15 protein-coding genes are annotated in these 15,467 nt (G+C 67.2%); 6 read left to right on the top strand and 9 right to left on the bottom strand.

Annotated features, from left to right (window positions below; translation table 11 throughout):
• The 3 genes from EV657_RS05745 to cysQ all read right to left on the bottom strand — a co-directional run.
• On the bottom strand, positions 1 to 692 hold a 692-nt coding region (locus EV657_RS05745), incomplete at its 3' end, for a UTP--glucose-1-phosphate uridylyltransferase (protein WP_134077372.1).
• 222 nt (positions 693 to 914) lie between these two features.
• A complete protein-coding gene (locus EV657_RS05740) occupies positions 915 to 1,715 on the bottom strand; it encodes a 3-deoxy-manno-octulosonate cytidylyltransferase (protein WP_113670698.1) in 801 nt (266 codons plus the stop codon).
• Complete coding sequence (gene cysQ, locus EV657_RS05735) at positions 1,715 to 2,512, bottom strand: 3'(2'),5'-bisphosphate nucleotidase CysQ (protein ID WP_134077371.1); 798 nt, start codon at positions 2,510 to 2,512, stop codon at positions 1,715 to 1,717. Before cysQ ends, EV657_RS05740 begins: the two co-directional genes overlap by 1 nt.
• A 179-nt stretch (positions 2,513 to 2,691) precedes the next feature.
• Between cysQ and EV657_RS05730 the strand changes: the two genes are divergently transcribed.
• Positions 2,692 to 3,453 carry an ABC transporter permease gene (locus EV657_RS05730; RefSeq protein ID WP_243628113.1) on the top strand — a complete coding sequence of 254 codons (762 nt, stop codon included), beginning with the start codon at positions 2,692 to 2,694 and terminating at the stop codon, positions 3,451 to 3,453.
• Here EV657_RS05730 and EV657_RS05725 read toward each other — a convergent pair.
• Complete coding sequence (locus tag EV657_RS05725) at positions 3,425 to 4,057, bottom strand: alpha-ketoglutarate-dependent dioxygenase AlkB family protein (protein ID WP_113670695.1); 633 nt, start codon at positions 4,055 to 4,057, stop codon at positions 3,425 to 3,427. The two genes, EV657_RS05730 and EV657_RS05725, sit on opposite strands and share 29 nt — an antisense overlap.
• Before the next feature lie 173 nt (positions 4,058 to 4,230).
• Between EV657_RS05725 and dnaK the strand changes: the two genes are divergently transcribed.
• The 3 genes from dnaK (at position 4,231) to radC (ending at position 8,222) form a co-directional block, all read left to right on the top strand.
• The gene (dnaK, locus tag EV657_RS05720) at positions 4,231 to 6,150 is read left to right on the top strand and encodes a molecular chaperone DnaK (RefSeq protein ID WP_134077370.1); all 1,920 of its coding nucleotides are present in this window, start codon (positions 4,231 to 4,233) and stop codon (positions 6,148 to 6,150) included.
• A gap of 79 nt (positions 6,151 to 6,229) precedes the next feature.
• Entirely contained in the window at positions 6,230 to 7,381 is a 1,152-nt protein-coding gene (dnaJ, locus tag EV657_RS05715) for a molecular chaperone DnaJ (RefSeq protein ID WP_075784220.1), read from the top strand.
• 73 nt (positions 7,382 to 7,454) lie between these two features.
• Positions 7,455 to 8,222, top strand: coding sequence for a RadC family protein (gene radC, locus EV657_RS05710; protein ID WP_075784219.1), 768 nt, complete (start codon positions 7,455 to 7,457; stop codon positions 8,220 to 8,222).
• 323 nt (positions 8,223 to 8,545) lie between these two features.
• Here the strand turns inward: radC and EV657_RS05705 are convergent, their stop codons facing one another.
• The 5 genes from EV657_RS05705 to infA all read right to left on the bottom strand — a co-directional run bounded on the left by EV657_RS05705 (position 8,546) and on the right by infA (position 11,802).
• A complete protein-coding gene (locus EV657_RS05705) occupies positions 8,546 to 9,082 on the bottom strand; it encodes a calcium-binding protein (RefSeq protein ID WP_165828182.1) in 537 nt (178 codons plus the stop codon).
• A gap of 709 nt (positions 9,083 to 9,791) precedes the next feature.
• Entirely contained in the window at positions 9,792 to 9,971 is a 180-nt protein-coding gene (locus EV657_RS05700) for a DNA gyrase inhibitor YacG (RefSeq protein ID WP_075784216.1), read from the bottom strand.
• Complete coding sequence (locus EV657_RS05695) at positions 9,968 to 11,005, bottom strand: ribonuclease E/G (protein WP_113670693.1); 1,038 nt, start codon at positions 11,003 to 11,005, stop codon at positions 9,968 to 9,970. Before EV657_RS05695 ends, EV657_RS05700 begins: the two co-directional genes overlap by 4 nt.
• Complete coding sequence (locus tag EV657_RS05690) at positions 11,002 to 11,580, bottom strand: Maf family protein (protein ID WP_134077369.1); 579 nt, start codon at positions 11,578 to 11,580, stop codon at positions 11,002 to 11,004. Before EV657_RS05690 ends, EV657_RS05695 begins: the two co-directional genes overlap by 4 nt.
• Positions 11,581 to 11,583: 3 nt before the next feature.
• Positions 11,584 to 11,802, bottom strand: a complete 219-nt coding sequence (infA, locus tag EV657_RS05685; protein ID WP_043918791.1) for a translation initiation factor IF-1 — start codon at positions 11,800 to 11,802, stop codon at positions 11,584 to 11,586.
• Between the two features lie 343 nt (positions 11,803 to 12,145).
• Between infA and EV657_RS05680 the strand changes: the two genes are divergently transcribed.
• Together EV657_RS05680 and EV657_RS05675 are read left to right on the top strand one after the other, a co-directional pair.
• Positions 12,146 to 13,321 carry a hypothetical protein gene (locus EV657_RS05680; protein ID WP_134077368.1) on the top strand — a complete coding sequence of 392 codons (1,176 nt, stop codon included), beginning with the start codon at positions 12,146 to 12,148 and terminating at the stop codon, positions 13,319 to 13,321.
• Positions 13,322 to 13,417: 96 nt separating this feature from the next.
• Positions 13,418 to 15,211 (top strand): ABC transporter transmembrane domain-containing protein, encoded by a 1,794-nt coding sequence (locus tag EV657_RS05675; RefSeq protein ID WP_075784212.1) that lies wholly within the window; start codon positions 13,418 to 13,420, stop codon positions 15,209 to 15,211.
• Positions 15,212 to 15,467: the final 256 nt, after the last annotated feature.

The following is a 15,467-nucleotide window of genomic DNA, read 5'->3' as shown; positions in this document are numbered from 1 at the left end:
CCCGCCCCGAACCGCTTGTGGCGCAGGTTCTGGTCGAGATTGTGCAGCACCTTCGGCGTCAGGATATAGCGCCCGATCACCGCCAGGTTCGAGGGCGCCTCCTCGAGGCTCGGCTTCTCGACCATGCCCTTGACCAGCACCTTGTCGCCCATGTCGCGGGCCACGTCGAGGATGCCATAGGCCGAGGCCTTCTCGCGCGGGACCTCCATCGCGGCGACCATGTTGGCGCCGGTGTCCTGATAGGCGTCGACCATCTGCTGCAGGCAGGGCGTTTCGGCCGCGATCACGTCATCGGGCAGGATCACCGCGAAGGGTTCGTTGCCGATCAGCCGCCGCGCGCACCAGACCGCGTGGCCCAGCCCCATCGCCATCTTCTGGCGGATATAGGCGATCGCCCCGCTTTCCATGTCGGTGCTGCGCAGGATCTCCAGCAGGTCGTCCTTGCCCTTGGACTTCAGCGAGTCTTCCAGATGCGGCGCGTGGTCGAAATAATCCTCGAGCGCGCTTTTGCCCCGCGACGTCACGAAGATGAAATCCGTGATCCCGGCCGCCCGCGCCTCGTCGATCGCGTACTGGATCAGCGGTCGGTCCACCAGCGTCATGATCTCTTTCGGGATCGACTTCGTCGCGGGAAGAAACCGCGTCCCCAATCCCGCAACGGGAAAAACCGCCTTCGTTACTTGCCGGTTCATGATCTCACTCGCTCGTCGCTTTCATTTCATTCTAGCCCATATTTCCCGGGCTGGCTCGGAACATCGACAGAATCTGTTAATAATCCCCGATAATTCGGCCGATTTATCCCTGTGTTGGGAACATTTTGTGACATGCGCAAGGTTCCCCTTCCGCCGACCGAGACTTCGGCGGGGTCCCGCCACCCTGGCTCTTCGCAAGAGCCTCAAGATGCGGGGTGCATCTCAGTCGAGCCCCATCGCGGCCATCATCGCCTCGATCCGCGGAACGTCCGTGGGGTTGTTCAGTTCCCAGAACTGGCGGCCGCGCGCCTCGACCTCGACGCAGAGAACAGGCCGCCCGTGTTCGAGGAATCGCAGCTGTTCGAGCCCTTCGAGCCCTTCCAGCGGGCCCGGCGCAAGGCGGCGATAGGCGTCAAGCGCCGCAGGCCGGTAGGCATAGACGCCCACATGGTGAAAGACCGGCGTCGGGGCGCTGTCGGCATAGGTCTGCCCGGTATAGGGGATGACCTCTTTCGAGAAATAAAGCGCCCGGTTGCCCGCGCCGAAAACCGCAGTGGTGCCGCCCACCCGGCCCGCGCGGCGATCGTCCAGCAACGCGGCCAGCCCCTGACCGTCGCAGCGCAGCACCGGGGTCGCCAGATCGGCGCCGGGATCGGCGCGAAGCCCCGCCACCAGATCCTCGATGAACCAGGCGGGCGTCAGCGGCGCATCGCCCTGCAGGTTGACCGCGATCTCGACCGCGCCGCCCAGCACATCGAGCGCCTCGGCCACGCGCTCGGTGCCGTTGGCGCAGGTCTCCGACGTCATCACCACCTCGGCGCCGAAGGCCTCGGCGGCGGCGCGGATACGGTCGTCATCGGTCGCGACCACCACCCGGTCGACGCCCGAGACCGCCTGCGCCGCCTCCCAGGACCGCCGGATCAGGCTCTTTTCCTGCCCGGACGCGCCCCGGAGCATCGCCAGCGGCTTGCCCGGATAGCGCGAGGACGCGAACCGCGCCGGGATCACGATGACGACGGACATCAGGCGTCTTTCAGATCGACGCCCGGTGCATAGGCGATGAAGAACGGGTTCTCGTAGCCAGGCTTGCCGTAAGACAGCGGGCTGTGATCGTCGAAGCGCACGACCTTGCCGCCTGCGCCCGCCAGCACCGCATGCCCGGCCGCGGTGTCCCATTCCATGGTGCGCCCGAGCCGCGGGTAAAGGTCGGCCTCGCCGGTCGCGACGAGGCAGAATTTCAGCGACGATCCGGCCGAGGTCATGTCCCGGACGGCATATTTCGCAATGTAATCGTCGGTCGCCTGATCGCGGTGCGATTTCGAGGCCACGACCATCAGCGCGCCGTTGTCGGGGGCCGAGACCGACAGCGGCGTGACCGGCCCGACCGCGTCGAGCGCCAGATCGCCGGTTTCCTCGACGGTCGCGCCATCGGCACGGGTGTAGAAAAGCCGCCCCCGCGCCGGGGCATAGACAACGCCCCGCACCGGAACTCCGCCCTCGACCCTGGCGATGTTCACGGTGAAATCGCCCCGGCGCTGGACGAATTCCTTGGTCCCGTCCAGCGGATCGACGATCAGGAAATCGGCAGCACTTTCGGTATGGGTGTCGGCCTGTTCCTCGGTCACGATCAGCGCCTCCGGGAAGGCGCGTCTCAGCTCGGCTGAAATCAGCGCATCGGCGGCCTCGTCGGCCTCGGTTACCGGGCTGGAATCGGCCTTGGCACGGACCTCGAAATCGGGCGCGCCGTAGATCTCCATGATGCGCGCGCCGGCCAGAAGCGCCGTTTTCCGCATCACGGTCTCGAGCTGTTCGTAGTCCAAGCCTGCCTCCTGGTTGCGTCGCGCGGCACGAAACGAATTCGCAAGCTCCTTATGCTTGGCTTGCCCACAAACGGCAAGGACACACGGAAAAGGCGACGTTCCAGACGGCCCGACCGACCGGCACCGCCCAGGGCGGGCTGCGCCTGCTGGCGCTGATCTATCACGCCTCGGTGCGGCATGTGCGCAAGAGCCACCGCAACGCGGGTCCGGGCCTGATCATGAACATCCTGCAAACCGTTCTGCCGGTGGTGTCGTTCTACGCGATGTTCACCCTCGTGGGCCTGCGCGGTGCCGCGATCCGGGGCGATTTCCTGATCTACCTGATGTCGGGCGTGTTCCTGTTCATGACCTTCAACAAGACCATGGCCGCCGTGGCGGGGTCCGAGGGACCGGCCTCGGCGATGATGCAGCACGCGCCGATGAACACGATCATCGCCATCGCCGCGGCCGCGCTCGGCACGCTCTATATCCAGATCCTGTCGATGGTTTTCGTGGGCTTCGTCTATCACGCCGCCTTCACCCCGATCACCGTGGACCGCCCCGTCGGGGCCATGGGCATGCTGCTGGCCTGGTTTTCCGGGCTGTCGGTGGGGATGGTCTTCCTGGCGCTGAAGCCCTGGGCGCCGGGCGTCGTGGGGCTGGCCTCGACCGCCTTCCAACGGATGACCCTGATCGCGTCGGGCAAGATGTTCGCGGCCAATACCATGGACCGGCCGCATGCCGGTCTTCTTCGACCGGAACCGCTGTTTCACTGCATCGACCCGGCGCGCGGCCTTGCTTTCGTCGATTACGACCCGCATTCCACCGCGGTCGGCCATCCGCTGCGGCTGGCCATCGCGCCGACCGTGATCGGGCCGATGGGCGAATGCCACACCCGCAAGCTCGCCCCGGCGGATGGTATGCCCCCCGGCCTCAGTCCACCACCCGAAGCGTCAGGTTGATCCGGCCGCCGCCCTCGATCAGGGTCGAGCTGCCGCCGCGCACCCGGTCGATGCCATGATGGATCAGCCGCGCCGCGCCCCCCATCACCAGCACGTCGCCCGATTTCAGCCAGAGGCTGTCGGTCGGCCCGCCGCGCTCGATCCCGCCGATCCGGAAGCGCGCCTCGTCCCCCAGCGAGACCGAGACGATGGGCCAGCCGAAATCGGCCTCGTCGCGGTCCTGATGCAGGCCCATCTTGGCGCCCTCGCGGTACAGGTTCACCAGACAGCAGTCGGGCGCCCGGTCGACCCCGGTCACCCGGTGCCACAGAGCCAGCACCGGCGCCGGGATCGGCGGCCAGGCCACGCCTGAAGGGTGCTGCGTCTCGTACCGATAGCCGCGCCGGTCGGACACCCAGCCATATTTGCCCGCCGACGTCATCCGCACGCTCATCTTGCGCCCGAACCGGGTTTCGGGCTGCACCGGCGGTGCCGCCGCCATCACCGCCGCGATCTCGGCCACCAGTGCGGCCTGGGCCGAGGGGTCCAGAAGCCCCGGGAAAACCTCGACCCCCCGCACCACCAGCGCGGGCGCGGGGCGGCCCGGTCGTTCTGTCTCAGACATCGTTCACCACACTCACAAATCTGTCATAGGCTGCGCTTGCAGGGTTTGACACCCCTCCTTATATACCCCCGAGAAACGGGCCCGGGTCTGCCGTGGCCCCCTGGGATCGGGGCGCAGAGGCCTCCTGAGGGTCTGCTCCCCACAACATCGCCGAATGAAGAGGTTAAGATATCATGGGTAAAGTCATCGGGATCGACCTCGGGACCACCAACTCCTGCGTCGCCATCATGGATGGGGCGCAACCCCGGGTGATCGAGAATGCCGAAGGCGCGCGGACGACCCCGTCGATCGTGGCCTTCACCGACAGCGAGCGTCTGGTTGGACAACCCGCCAAGCGCCAGGCCGTCACCAACCCCGAAAACACCGTCTTTGCGGTCAAGCGGCTGATCGGCCGCCGGGTGGATGACGCCGAAGTCGAGAAGGACAAGAAGCACGTCCCCTATTCCATCGTCGACGGCGGCAATGGCGACGCCTGGGTCAGCGTCCGTGGCGAGAAATATTCGCCCAGCCAGATCTCGGCCTTCATCCTGCAGAAGATGAAGGAAACCGCCGAAAGCTACCTTGGCGAAGAGGTGACGCAGGCCGTCATCACCGTTCCGGCCTATTTCAACGACGCCCAGCGTCAGGCCACCAAGGATGCGGGCAAGATCGCGGGCCTCGAGGTGCTGCGGATCATCAACGAACCGACCGCGGCCGCGCTGGCCTACGGGCTCGACAAGAAGGAAACCCGCACCATCGCGGTCTATGACCTCGGCGGCGGGACCTTCGACATCACCATTCTGGAAATCGACGACGGCCTCTTCGAGGTGAAATCGACCAACGGGGATACCTTCCTCGGCGGCGAGGACTTCGACATGCGCATCGTCGCCTACCTTGCCGACGAGTTCAAAAAGGAACACGGCGTCGATCTGGCCAAGGACAAGATGGCCCTGCAACGGCTCAAGGAAGCCGCCGAGAAGGCCAAGATCGAGCTGTCCTCCTCCAGCCAGACCGAAATCAACCAGCCGTTCATCTCGATGAACCCGCAGGCCGGCACGCCGCTGCACCTGGTGATGAAGCTGACCCGCGCCAAGCTGGAAAGCCTTGTCGGCGACCTGATCAAGCGCTCGATCAAGCCCTGCCAGGACGCGCTGAAGGATGCCGGACTCTCGACCTCGGATATCGACGAGGTGGTGCTGGTCGGCGGCATGACCCGGATGCCCCGCGTCATCGAGGAAGTGACCAAGTTCTTCGGCAAGGAACCGCACAAGGGCGTGAACCCGGATGAAGTGGTCGCCATGGGCGCCGCGATCCAGGCCGGCGTTCTGCAGGGCGACGTGAAGGACGTCGTTCTGCTGGACGTGACGCCGCTGTCCCTGGGCATCGAGACGCTCGGCGGGGTCTTCACCCGGCTGATCGACCGCAACACCACGATCCCGACCAAGAAAAGCCAGATCTTCTCGACCGCCGAGGACAACCAGAACGCCGTGACGATCCGCGTCTTCCAGGGCGAACGCGAGATGGCGGCCGACAACAAGATGCTCGGCCAGTTCAACCTCGAAGACATCCCGCCCGCGCCGCGCGGCATGCCGCAGATCGAGGTGACCTTCGACATCGACGCCAACGGCATCGTGTCGGTTTCGGCCAAGGACAAGGGCACCGGCCGCGAGCAGAAGATCACCATCCAGGCCTCGGGCGGCCTCTCGGATGACGAGATCGACAAGATGGTGCGCGAGGCCGAGGCCAATGCCGAAGCCGACAAGAAACGCCGCGAACTGGTCGAGACCCGGAACCAGGCCGAAAGCCTGATCCACTCGACCGAGAAGTCGATCGAGGAACATGGCGACAAGGTCGATCCCTCGACCGTCGAGGCGATCGAACTGGCGGTCGCGGCGCTGAAGGACGTGCTGGATTCGGAAGATGCCGGCAAGATCAAGGGCGGCATCCAGAACGTGTCCGAAGCCGCGATGAGGCTGGGCGAGGCCATCTACAAGGCCCAGCAGCAGGAGACCTCCGGCCCCGAGGCCGACGACGACCGCGACGAGCCGACCGGTGTGGACGACGAGATCGTCGATGCCGAGTTCGAGGATCTGGACGATCGCAAGCGCTCGTGAGGCGCAACCGGACCCGAAGCGGCCGGTCCGGGCAACCGGGCCGGCCAACGCGTTCCAGGAAGAGGGTTAGGGTTAGCTGATGGCAAAGCGCGATTTCTACGAGGTTCTCGGGATTGCCCGCGGGGCCTCGGCCGAAGAGATCAAGAAGGCCTATCGCAAGAAGGCCAAGGAACTGCACCCCGACCGCAATGCGGACAATCCCAAGGCAGAGGCGCAGTTCAAGGAGGTCAACGAGGCCTACGAGACGCTGAAGGACCCCGACAAGAAGGCGGCCTATGACCGCTTCGGCCATGCCGCCTTCGAACAGGGTGGGGGTCGCGGCCCAGGCGGCATGGGCGGCGGCTTCGGCGGCCAGGGCGATTTCGCCTCGGCCTTCTCGAATGTCTTCGACGACCTGTTCGGCGACTTCATGGGCGGGGCGGGTCCCGGCGGGCGCCAGCGCGCCACGCGCGGGTCCGACCTGCGCTACAATCTGCGGGTCACGCTGGAAGAAGCCTATTCCGGCCTGCAAAAGACCATCAAGGTACCCAGCTCGGTCGCCTGCGAGGTCTGCAATGGCACCGGCGCGGCCGGCGGCGCAGAACCCGCCACCTGTCCGACCTGTTCGGGCATGGGCAAGGTCCGGGCACAGCAGGGCTTTTTTACCGTGGAGCGGACCTGCCCGACCTGCGGCGGCATGGGCCAGATCGTCAAGAACCCCTGCAAGTCCTGCGGCGGCGCGGGCCGGGTCGAGCGCGAACGCGCGCTGTCGGTCAACATCCCCGCGGGCGTCGAGACCGGCACCCGGATCCGGCTTGCGGGCGAGGGCGAAGCGGGGCTCCGCGGCGGTCCGTCCGGCGATCTTTACATTTTCATCGAGGTGACAGATCACCCGCTGTTCGAGCGCGACGGGCTGAACCTCTTTTGCCGGGTGCCGGTCTCGATGACCGCCGCGGCGCTTGGCGGCGAGATCGAGGTGCCGACCATCGACGGCGGCCGGTCGCGGGTGAAGGTGCCCGGCGGCAGCCAGTCCGGCAAGCAGATGCGGCTGCGCGGCAAGGGGATGCCTGCGCTGCGCGGCAATGCCCAGGGCGACATGTTCATCGAGCTGGCGGTCGAGACCCCGGTCAACCTCACCACGCGCCAGAAAGAGCTTCTGCGCGAATTCGAGGAACTGAGCGAGGAAAACAATCCCGAGGGCTCGTCCTTCTTCAAGAAGGTGAAAAGCTTCTGGGACGGGATGAAAAGCTGATGCGGGCCGGGCGGCCCGCGGTCTCCCCGCAGCCTTAACGTTTCGTTCACCTTGTTCCCGCTACCGTTGGGTCATGCCGCGCCCGACGCCCCCGCCATCGCCCGCCGAACCGGTGCTGCCGCTTTTCGCGGAGGCGCCGGTCAGGGCGCTTGCTCCCGGCGAGCGGCTGCCCTCCTATCTGCGCGACCATCGCCGCCGTCTTCGCGACCGGTTCATGGCGGGCGGCGCGGCGGCGATGCCGGATTACGAACTGCTTGAAATGGTTCTGTTCCGTGCCCTGCCCCGGCAGGATGTCAAGCCGCTGGCCCGGCTGCTTCTGGACCGGTTCCGCGACTTCAACGGGGTGCTTTCGGCCCCGGTAACCCGCCTGCAGGAGGTGCGCGGCGTCGGTCCGTCGGTCATCGTCGAGCTCAAGCTGGTCGAGGCGGCCGCCCAGCGGCTGGCCCGGACCCGCGTCATGCACCGCCCCGTGCTGTCAAGCTGGGACGCGCTTCTGGACTATTGCCGCACCGCCATGGCCCATCGCGAGACCGAACAGTTCCGCGTCCTCTTTCTCGACCGCAAGAATGTACTGATCGCCGACGAGGAACAGGCCCGCGGCACCGTCGATCACGTGCCGGTCTATCCGCGCGAGGTGGTCAAGCGGGCGCTGGAACTGAACGCCTCGGCCCTGATCCTCGTCCACAACCACCCCTCGGGCGACCCGACCCCCTCGCAATCCGACATCGCCATGACCGCGCAGATCGAAGCCGCCTGCGCCGCGCTGAGCCTCGTGCTGCATGACCATCTGATCGTAGGCAAGGCCCGCGACCTCAGCTTTCGGGCCGAGGGCTATCTTTAGGGATCTGCACGGTCATCGAATGGCGGAAATGCAGGCGGCCGGCGTGCCGGACCTGGTAGTGGTGCGGCACTGGCCAAGCGCCTTGATACGTTTGGCCAGTGCCGTGACCTCGCGGCTTCGCAGCACCGGACGGACCCGGGACGAATAGGCGGCCTCGACGGGGACCAGCCCGGGAAGACAGTCGGAAAGTCCGGGGAAGGCCTGCAGCGGGCTTTGCCGCGAGGACGGACCCAGCGCCGAAAACCGAACGGCCCCGGCCAGAAGGTTTCGACCCAGATGCCCTCGGCACAGATCGGCGAATGCGCCTCGAGCAGGATGGGGTGTTAGCTGCACCCGTTCTGGCCCCGCACGACCCGCACGCCGGGCCAGCCCTGTGCCGCAAGCTGTTTCGCGCGGGCCAGCGCCTCGGTCCCGCCGTCATCGCCATAGACCACCGCCGTCTGGTTGCTGTCGTAGATCCCGAACGTATCGTTACCGGCACCGCCGTACAGCGTGTCGGACCCCGATCCCGCCGACAGGGTGCCGTTGCCCGCGTTGCCATAGATCAGGTCGTTCCCGGCATTGCCGCAAGACACGTCATTGTCGTCGCCGAGCCGGACGGTCTCGTCGCCCCAGCCGCCATAGACCGTATCGCTGTCCGTGCCGGTGCTATAGGTCGCCGCCGTGGTATTCGAGGTCGCAACGACCCAGTCGCAAGAAGCAGTGCCTTGGGCCACTTCGATCCCGGTGGCGGTGCCCTTCCAGGTGAAGCTGCCAAATTCGAAGAAATCGAGCGCACCGGCGCCGGTATAGTGAATAGACGTGCCCGCCGTGCTCGCGACTCTCTCGGATTTCAGGGGGGTCAGTGCCGGCGCCGCCACCGATCGAAGTGAAGGCCTGTGTGTCGGGGACGGTAAATTCGTCATCGCCCGATCCGCCGGAAAGCGTCGTCATGGGCAGCCTCTCGATACCGATCTGTCATGGCCCGCCAGGGAAAGACGCAATCGAGGCCGCCCCCGCCGATCAGAGCGCGCCTCTCGGCGGTCCGATGGGTCAGATCGCGTCCGGTGTCATTGATCCCACCGCCGAAGAGTGGAGCGCCGGTCAGCCCCGGATCGAGTCCCGAACCTGCAAAGCCAGGGAGGATCATCTCTTCGGATAGGGCGACCCCGAGGCCGTCGGTGGGTCGCCTGGACCGCCGAACGGATGCGTAAGCTGACGCCGGGGGCGGACGCCCCGCTGACGACGACAAGAACCGAGGAACTGCCAGCCAAGGCACTGCTACCCAAAGACGCCCCGAACCTATGGCCATGGACGTAACGAAGCATTTGGGGCGATGCCGCTTCCGCAACTCCGACCACGGTTGCGGCGCAGTCGCGGGGAAAGTGACGCAACATCTTTACGGCGCCGGGCCTCGGGGCAAGGCGCTGCGGTGGGGGCGCGGTCCGAACCGGCATCGACTCGCCTGTGGGCCAGCGCGCCAGCGGTCCTCGAGAGGCCCAGGTCGAAGGGATCGGAAGAGATCCGTCGCACAGGCGGCGCGGGCAGCCGAAACCGGAGCACGCCGATCGACGCCGCGGCTGGGGCCCTCTAGTGCCTGCGGGGCGGCGAAGACGGCAGGTCGTCTTCGGCTTCGGCCGGGTCGGTCGCGTCGCCGGGAACGCTGTAGGCCCCGGTCAGCCAGCGGCCCAGATCGACATCGGCGCAGCGGCGCGAACAGAAGGGGCGATAGGCCGGATCGGTCGGCTTCTTGCAGACGGGGCAGGTCATCGGGCGAGGGTCTCGCTGAGCGGCAGGCGTTCGCGCTTGCGGGTCAGTTCGGCATGCCCGAGCGGGGTCCAGCCGACAAAGGTCGTCTCGACCGCGTCGGCACGAAAGGCGGCCTTCATCACCTGTTCCAGCGCGACCCGGTCCTTCTTGGGCATCGGCGCGAAATCGACCACGATCTGGCCTGCGAGCCCGCGCAGGCGCAACAGCCGCGGCAGCGCGCGGGCGGCGGCGATATTGGCCTTCAGCCCCGCGGCGGGCGAGCTGTCGGCACCGGTATTCACATCGACCGCGGTCAGCGCCCGGGTCGGCTCGACATGGACCGATCCGCCGCCGGGCAGGGCCTCGGGACCGGCAAGCGCCTCAATCGCTTCTGGCACACCATGGTCGGCGAAGGACCCCGCGCGGTCGTCAAGATCGTCGGGCGCAGGCCAGTCGCGCCAAGCCAGCGCATGAGAGTCGGGTCCGTCGAGGAACAGCTCGGGCGCGCCATCGGCAGGTTCGGACAGGATCGCCTCGGCCAGCGCGCGCTGGGCGGCAATATCCTCGGCCACGGCCTCGGGGTCGGCGCCCTCGGCCGCCGAGCGCAGGATTGCCCCGAGCCCCTCGGGTGCGCCCTCCATCCCGTCATGCAGGATCTCCAGCAGCCGGTCGCGCTCGGCCTCGTCGCGGATCGCGCGCGACACGTTCAGGCCGGGCGCCTCGGGCGTCAGGATCGTCAGACGGCTCTTGAACAGGATGCGGGGCGTGACCGGCACGGCCTTGCCCTCCTCGGCATAGCCCGTCACCTGCACCAGAATCCCCTGCCCGGGGCGCAACCCCTTGGCCTGCTTGAGAAAGGCCCGCCCCTCGGGCAGCCGCAGGAAGACCCCGCCCTGCCCCTTCATCTGCCGGTCGACAACGCCCCGGAGGATCGCGCCCGGCATCGGACGCTCGTCCGGCGGGTCGATCAGCAGGTCTTCGAGCCTGCCGTCTTCCATCAGCGCGGCGGCCTTTCGACCGCCGATCTCGTCCAGCAGGATGCTGCGTCCCTTCATGTGCGCTCCGTATCCAGAGGATAGCCTGCCGCGCGCAAAAGCGTCGCGGTTTCGGCCAGTGGCAGCCCCACGACCGCCGAGAACGATCCGCCGATCCAGGGCACGAAGGCACCCGCGCGGCCCTGAATGCCATAGCCGCCCGCCTTGCCCTGCCATTCGCCCGAGGCGAGATAGGCGTTGATCTCGGCATCGCTCAGCTGTTTCATCCGCACCTGCGTCACGACATCGCGCTCCCAGATCCGGTCGCCGAGGCGCAGCGCGACCGCCGTCACCACCCGGTGCCGCCGACCCGACATGGCATAAAGGAAGGCGGCCGCCTCGCCCGCATCGGCAGGCTTGCCGAGAATGCGCCGCCCAAGTGCCACGGCGGTATCGGCGCACAGCACCAGGTCATCGGGCGCGGCCAAAACGGCGCGGACCTTTTCGCGGGCGATGCGAAGACAGTAGGGACGGGGAAGCTCACCCCGATGGGGCGTTTCGTCGATATCGGCGGGACGCACGTCATCGGGGACAACCCCGATCTGCGCCAGAAGATCTTTCCGGCGCGGGCTCTGAGAGCCGAGGATCAGCCTCAAGGTTTACTTGAAACGATAGTTGATCCGACCCTTGGTCAGATCGTAGGGGGTCATTTCGACCTGAACCCGGTCGCCGGCCAGAACGCGGATGCGGTTCTTGCGCATCTTGCCCGCCGTATGCGCGATGATCTCATGGCCGTTGTCCAGCTCGACCCGAAACGTCGCATTCGGCAGGAGTTCCTTCACGACGCCGGGAAATTCGAGCATTTCTTCCTTGGCCATGGTCACTCCAAAAAGGGGTAAGCCCGGAAGGATTCCGGGCGCGCAAGTAAATGCGCCCGATCAGCCAATAATTCAAGTCGTAAATGTGTGAAACGGCGGCCCCGGCATTGGGGTCCCTCCAACGGGTTCGCAGCGCCTGGATCGGACCGCAGCGGGCCGGGGCAAGGGCTTTGGCGCGGGGAGACAATCGCAAGCGGATCCACGGACTGGCCCGCGGGTCTGGACCCGCGCCCGGCCCCCTCCTGCGGCGCGGGCAAGGATGCGCGGGCCGCGCGGGCGTGCTAGGCTTGGTCCACCCAGACCGACTGCGCGGGCCACCGGTCCGCCAATGGAAGGTGACAGCATGGCCCGTTCGTTCCGCCGCCCGACCCTTGCGCTGAGCTGCGCCGCAGCGCTTTGCCTTCAGCCCGCCGGAGCCTGGACGCTGTGGGACGCCGATCCGCCGAAGACGCCGCTTGAAAAGCACCTCGACCGGCTTGTCGAGGGCGGCGAGGATCTGACCGAACTGCATGGCCGCATCGAGGAAAGCCGCGATCAGGGGTTCCGGCTGCTCGGCCGGTCGACCAAAAGCCTCGAAGGCGATGTCGACGATCTGGTGCTGGAGATCGAGCGGGCGCTCTTGCAGGACGGCAATGTCGGCGCCATCGAGGAGATCCGGCGGCTTCGGGCCGAGATCGCGGGTCTGGGGCGCGAGATCGAGGTGCTGCGCCGCGATCTGTATCTGGCCCGGCAGAAGCCCGAGCCCGACCCCGACGCGACCGACAAGATCGAGGACCGGATCGCCGACCGCGAGGCCGCTGCGGCCACGCTGGAGGCCGAGGTGGCGGCGCGCAAGACCGCGCTGCGCGAGACCTTCGCCCAGGCCGGGGCGACGCTTGGCGAGGACGAGATCGACAGCCTGACCTCGCGGGCCGATGGCGACGATCTGCTGAAGATGTTCACGGTCTTCGACATCACCCGCAAGATCACCGACGAGTTGAAGGCGCTGATGCAGGGCACCGCGCCCTCGCCCGGGATGCAGCTTCAGTATTACGGCGTCTTCGTGGTGATGGCCGAATTGCAGGTCATGGTGCATCGCGAGTACCTGCGCCGACTCGACGAGGATTACCTGCCCGCGCTTGAAACCATCAAGGCCGAGATCGACGCCACCGTCGCCTTCGCCCGCGAGCGCATGGCCACGGCAACGCCCGAACAGCAGGAAATCTACGCCAAGAACATCGCCGCCAATGCACTGTCGCTGGACGTGATCGCGCGCTACGAACAGATCCTCGACCAGCAGAAGGCGCGGTCGGCCGAGGCGATGGAAAAGGCCCAATCCTGGCTCGACGTCACCTATTCGACCTATGACACCGCGGTGAACTCGATGAACGTGCTGAATTTCATCGACGAGACCGACCGGCTGTTCGGCGAGATCATGACCCGGCAGCTGCCCGACCTGCAGCCCTTCGACGACAATACGCTGCGCCAGCGCTTCGAGGAAATCTCGGACCGGGTTGCCGAAATCGTCGGCAATTCCTGACCCTGCCGGACAGGCCCGCGACAGGCGCTCCGCTGTCGCCTGTTGACCCGTGCCCACCCGCCCACTACCTGCGCAGGGACCCAAAGGAGTGTGCCCATGCCGCCGCGCCCGCAGCCGCAGGACGATCGCGAAAAATCGAAACGGATCGGCGCGCTTCAGGCGCTCTGGCCCTTCGTCGCCCCCTACCGGCGGATGCTGGCGGCGGCGCTGAGCGCGCTGGTTCTGACCGCGCTTGTCTATCTGGCGATGCCGGTCGCGGTGCGCCAGGTGGTCGATGCCTTCGACACCGAAACGGCCGCGCTGCTTGATCGCTATTTCGGACTGGCGCTGATCATCGTCGCGCTGCTCGCCGTCGGCACGGCTTTGCGCTATTACCTCGTGACCCGGCTGGGCGAGCGGGTGGTGGCCGATATCCGCAGCGCGGTTTTCGACCGCATGATCGGCATGAGTCCCGCCTTCTACGAGAAGACCATGACCGGCGAGGTGCTGAGCCGGATCACCACAGACACCACGCTGATCCTGTCGGTGCTGTCCTCCTCGGCCTCGTTCGCGCTGCGCAACATCCTCGTCTTCTTCGGCGCGCTGGTGCTGATGCTGGCGACCGCGACCAAGCTGTCGGGGCTGGTGCTGCTGCTGGTGCCCGCCGTGATCGTGCCGATCGTCCTGCTGGGGCGCAGGCTCCGGCGGCTCAGCCGCGAGAACCAGGACTGGATCGCCGCCTCGTCCGGCAATGCCTCCGAGGCGCTCTTGTCGGTACAGACGGTCCAGGCCTTCACCAATGAAAGCCGCGCCCGGTCGCAGTTCCGGGCGGTCACCGAACAAAGCTTCCTCTCGGCCCGGCACCGGATCGGCACCCGGGCGGTGATGACCGTGATCGTGATCTTCCTCGTCTTCGCGGGCATCGTCGGCGTGCTTTGGGTCGGCGCGCGCGACGTCCGCGCGGGCGAGATGAGCGTGGGCGAACTGGTTCAGTTCGTGATCTATTCGGTGATGGTCGCGGGCGCTGTCGCCGCGATGACCGAGATCTGGGGCGAATTGCAGCGCGCCGCCGGCGCCACCGAACGGCTGGTCGAGCTTTTGACCGCGCGGGACAGCGTGACCGACCCGGCGGCCCCGCTGCCCCTGCCCAAGCCCGCCCGTGGCGAGATCCGGTTCGAAGGCGTGCGGTTCTCCTATCCGACCCGGCCGGACACCCCCGCGCTCGACGGCATCGAGCTGACCGTGCGGCCTGGCGAGACGGTGGCGCTGGTCGGTCCTTCGGGGGCGGGCAAGACCACGGTCATGCAGCTGATCCTGCGGTTCTACGACCCGCAGGAGGGCCGCGTTCTCTTCGACGGGGCCGATCTGCGCGATCTGGGCCGCGAGGCCTTCCGCAGCCGTCTGGCGCTGGTGCCGCAGGACCCGGCGATCTTCGCGGCCAGCGCGCGCGAGAATATCCGCTTTGGTCGGCCCGGCGCCACCGATGCCGAGGTCGAGGCGGCCGCCCACGCCGCCGCCGCGCATGACTTCCTGAGCGCGCTGCCGCAGGGCTACGACACCGAGGTGGGCGAACGCGGGCTGATGCTGTCGGGCGGGCAGAAACAGCGCATCGCCATCGCCCGGGCGATCCTGCGGGACGCGCCGGTGCTGCTGCTGGACGAGGCGACCTCGGCACTGGACGCGGAATCGGAGCGCGCGGTGCAGGAGGCCGTGGACCGCATGGCCGCGACCCGGACCACGATCATCATCGCCCACCGGCTGGCCACGGTGAAGAAGGCCGACCGGATCGTCGTGCTGGACCGGGGCCGGATCGTGGCCGAGGGCACCCATGACGCGCTGGTGGCGCAGGGCGGGCTTTATGCACGGCTGGCCCGGCTTCAATTCACCGCAGGGGTCGAGACCGCCGCCTGAGCCGGATTTCGCTTGCCTGCCAAAGCGCTACGCCTAGGCTGCCCCACGGGCAACGGGCAACGGGCGGAGGACAGGTGGGGACAACCTCAAGGGCGGACCGGACGGTCCGGCACGACATCGGCGCCGATGACCGGCCGTCGGGCAGAGGCCGGGCGGACGCTGCGTTGCCGCATGGCGGACATCTTGCAGCGAGCGGCATTTCGCCCCATCCTTCCGATCCATGGGAAAGCAGGCCCGATCAAAACGGGCCGCATGG

It is taken from the genome of Rhodovulum visakhapatnamense, assembly GCF_004365965.1.
Classification (GTDB): Bacteria; Pseudomonadota; Alphaproteobacteria; order Rhodobacterales; family Rhodobacteraceae; genus Rhodovulum; species Rhodovulum visakhapatnamense.
Note: the sequence above shows the minus strand (reverse complement) of the source record. Positions and strands in the feature narration are given on the sequence as shown.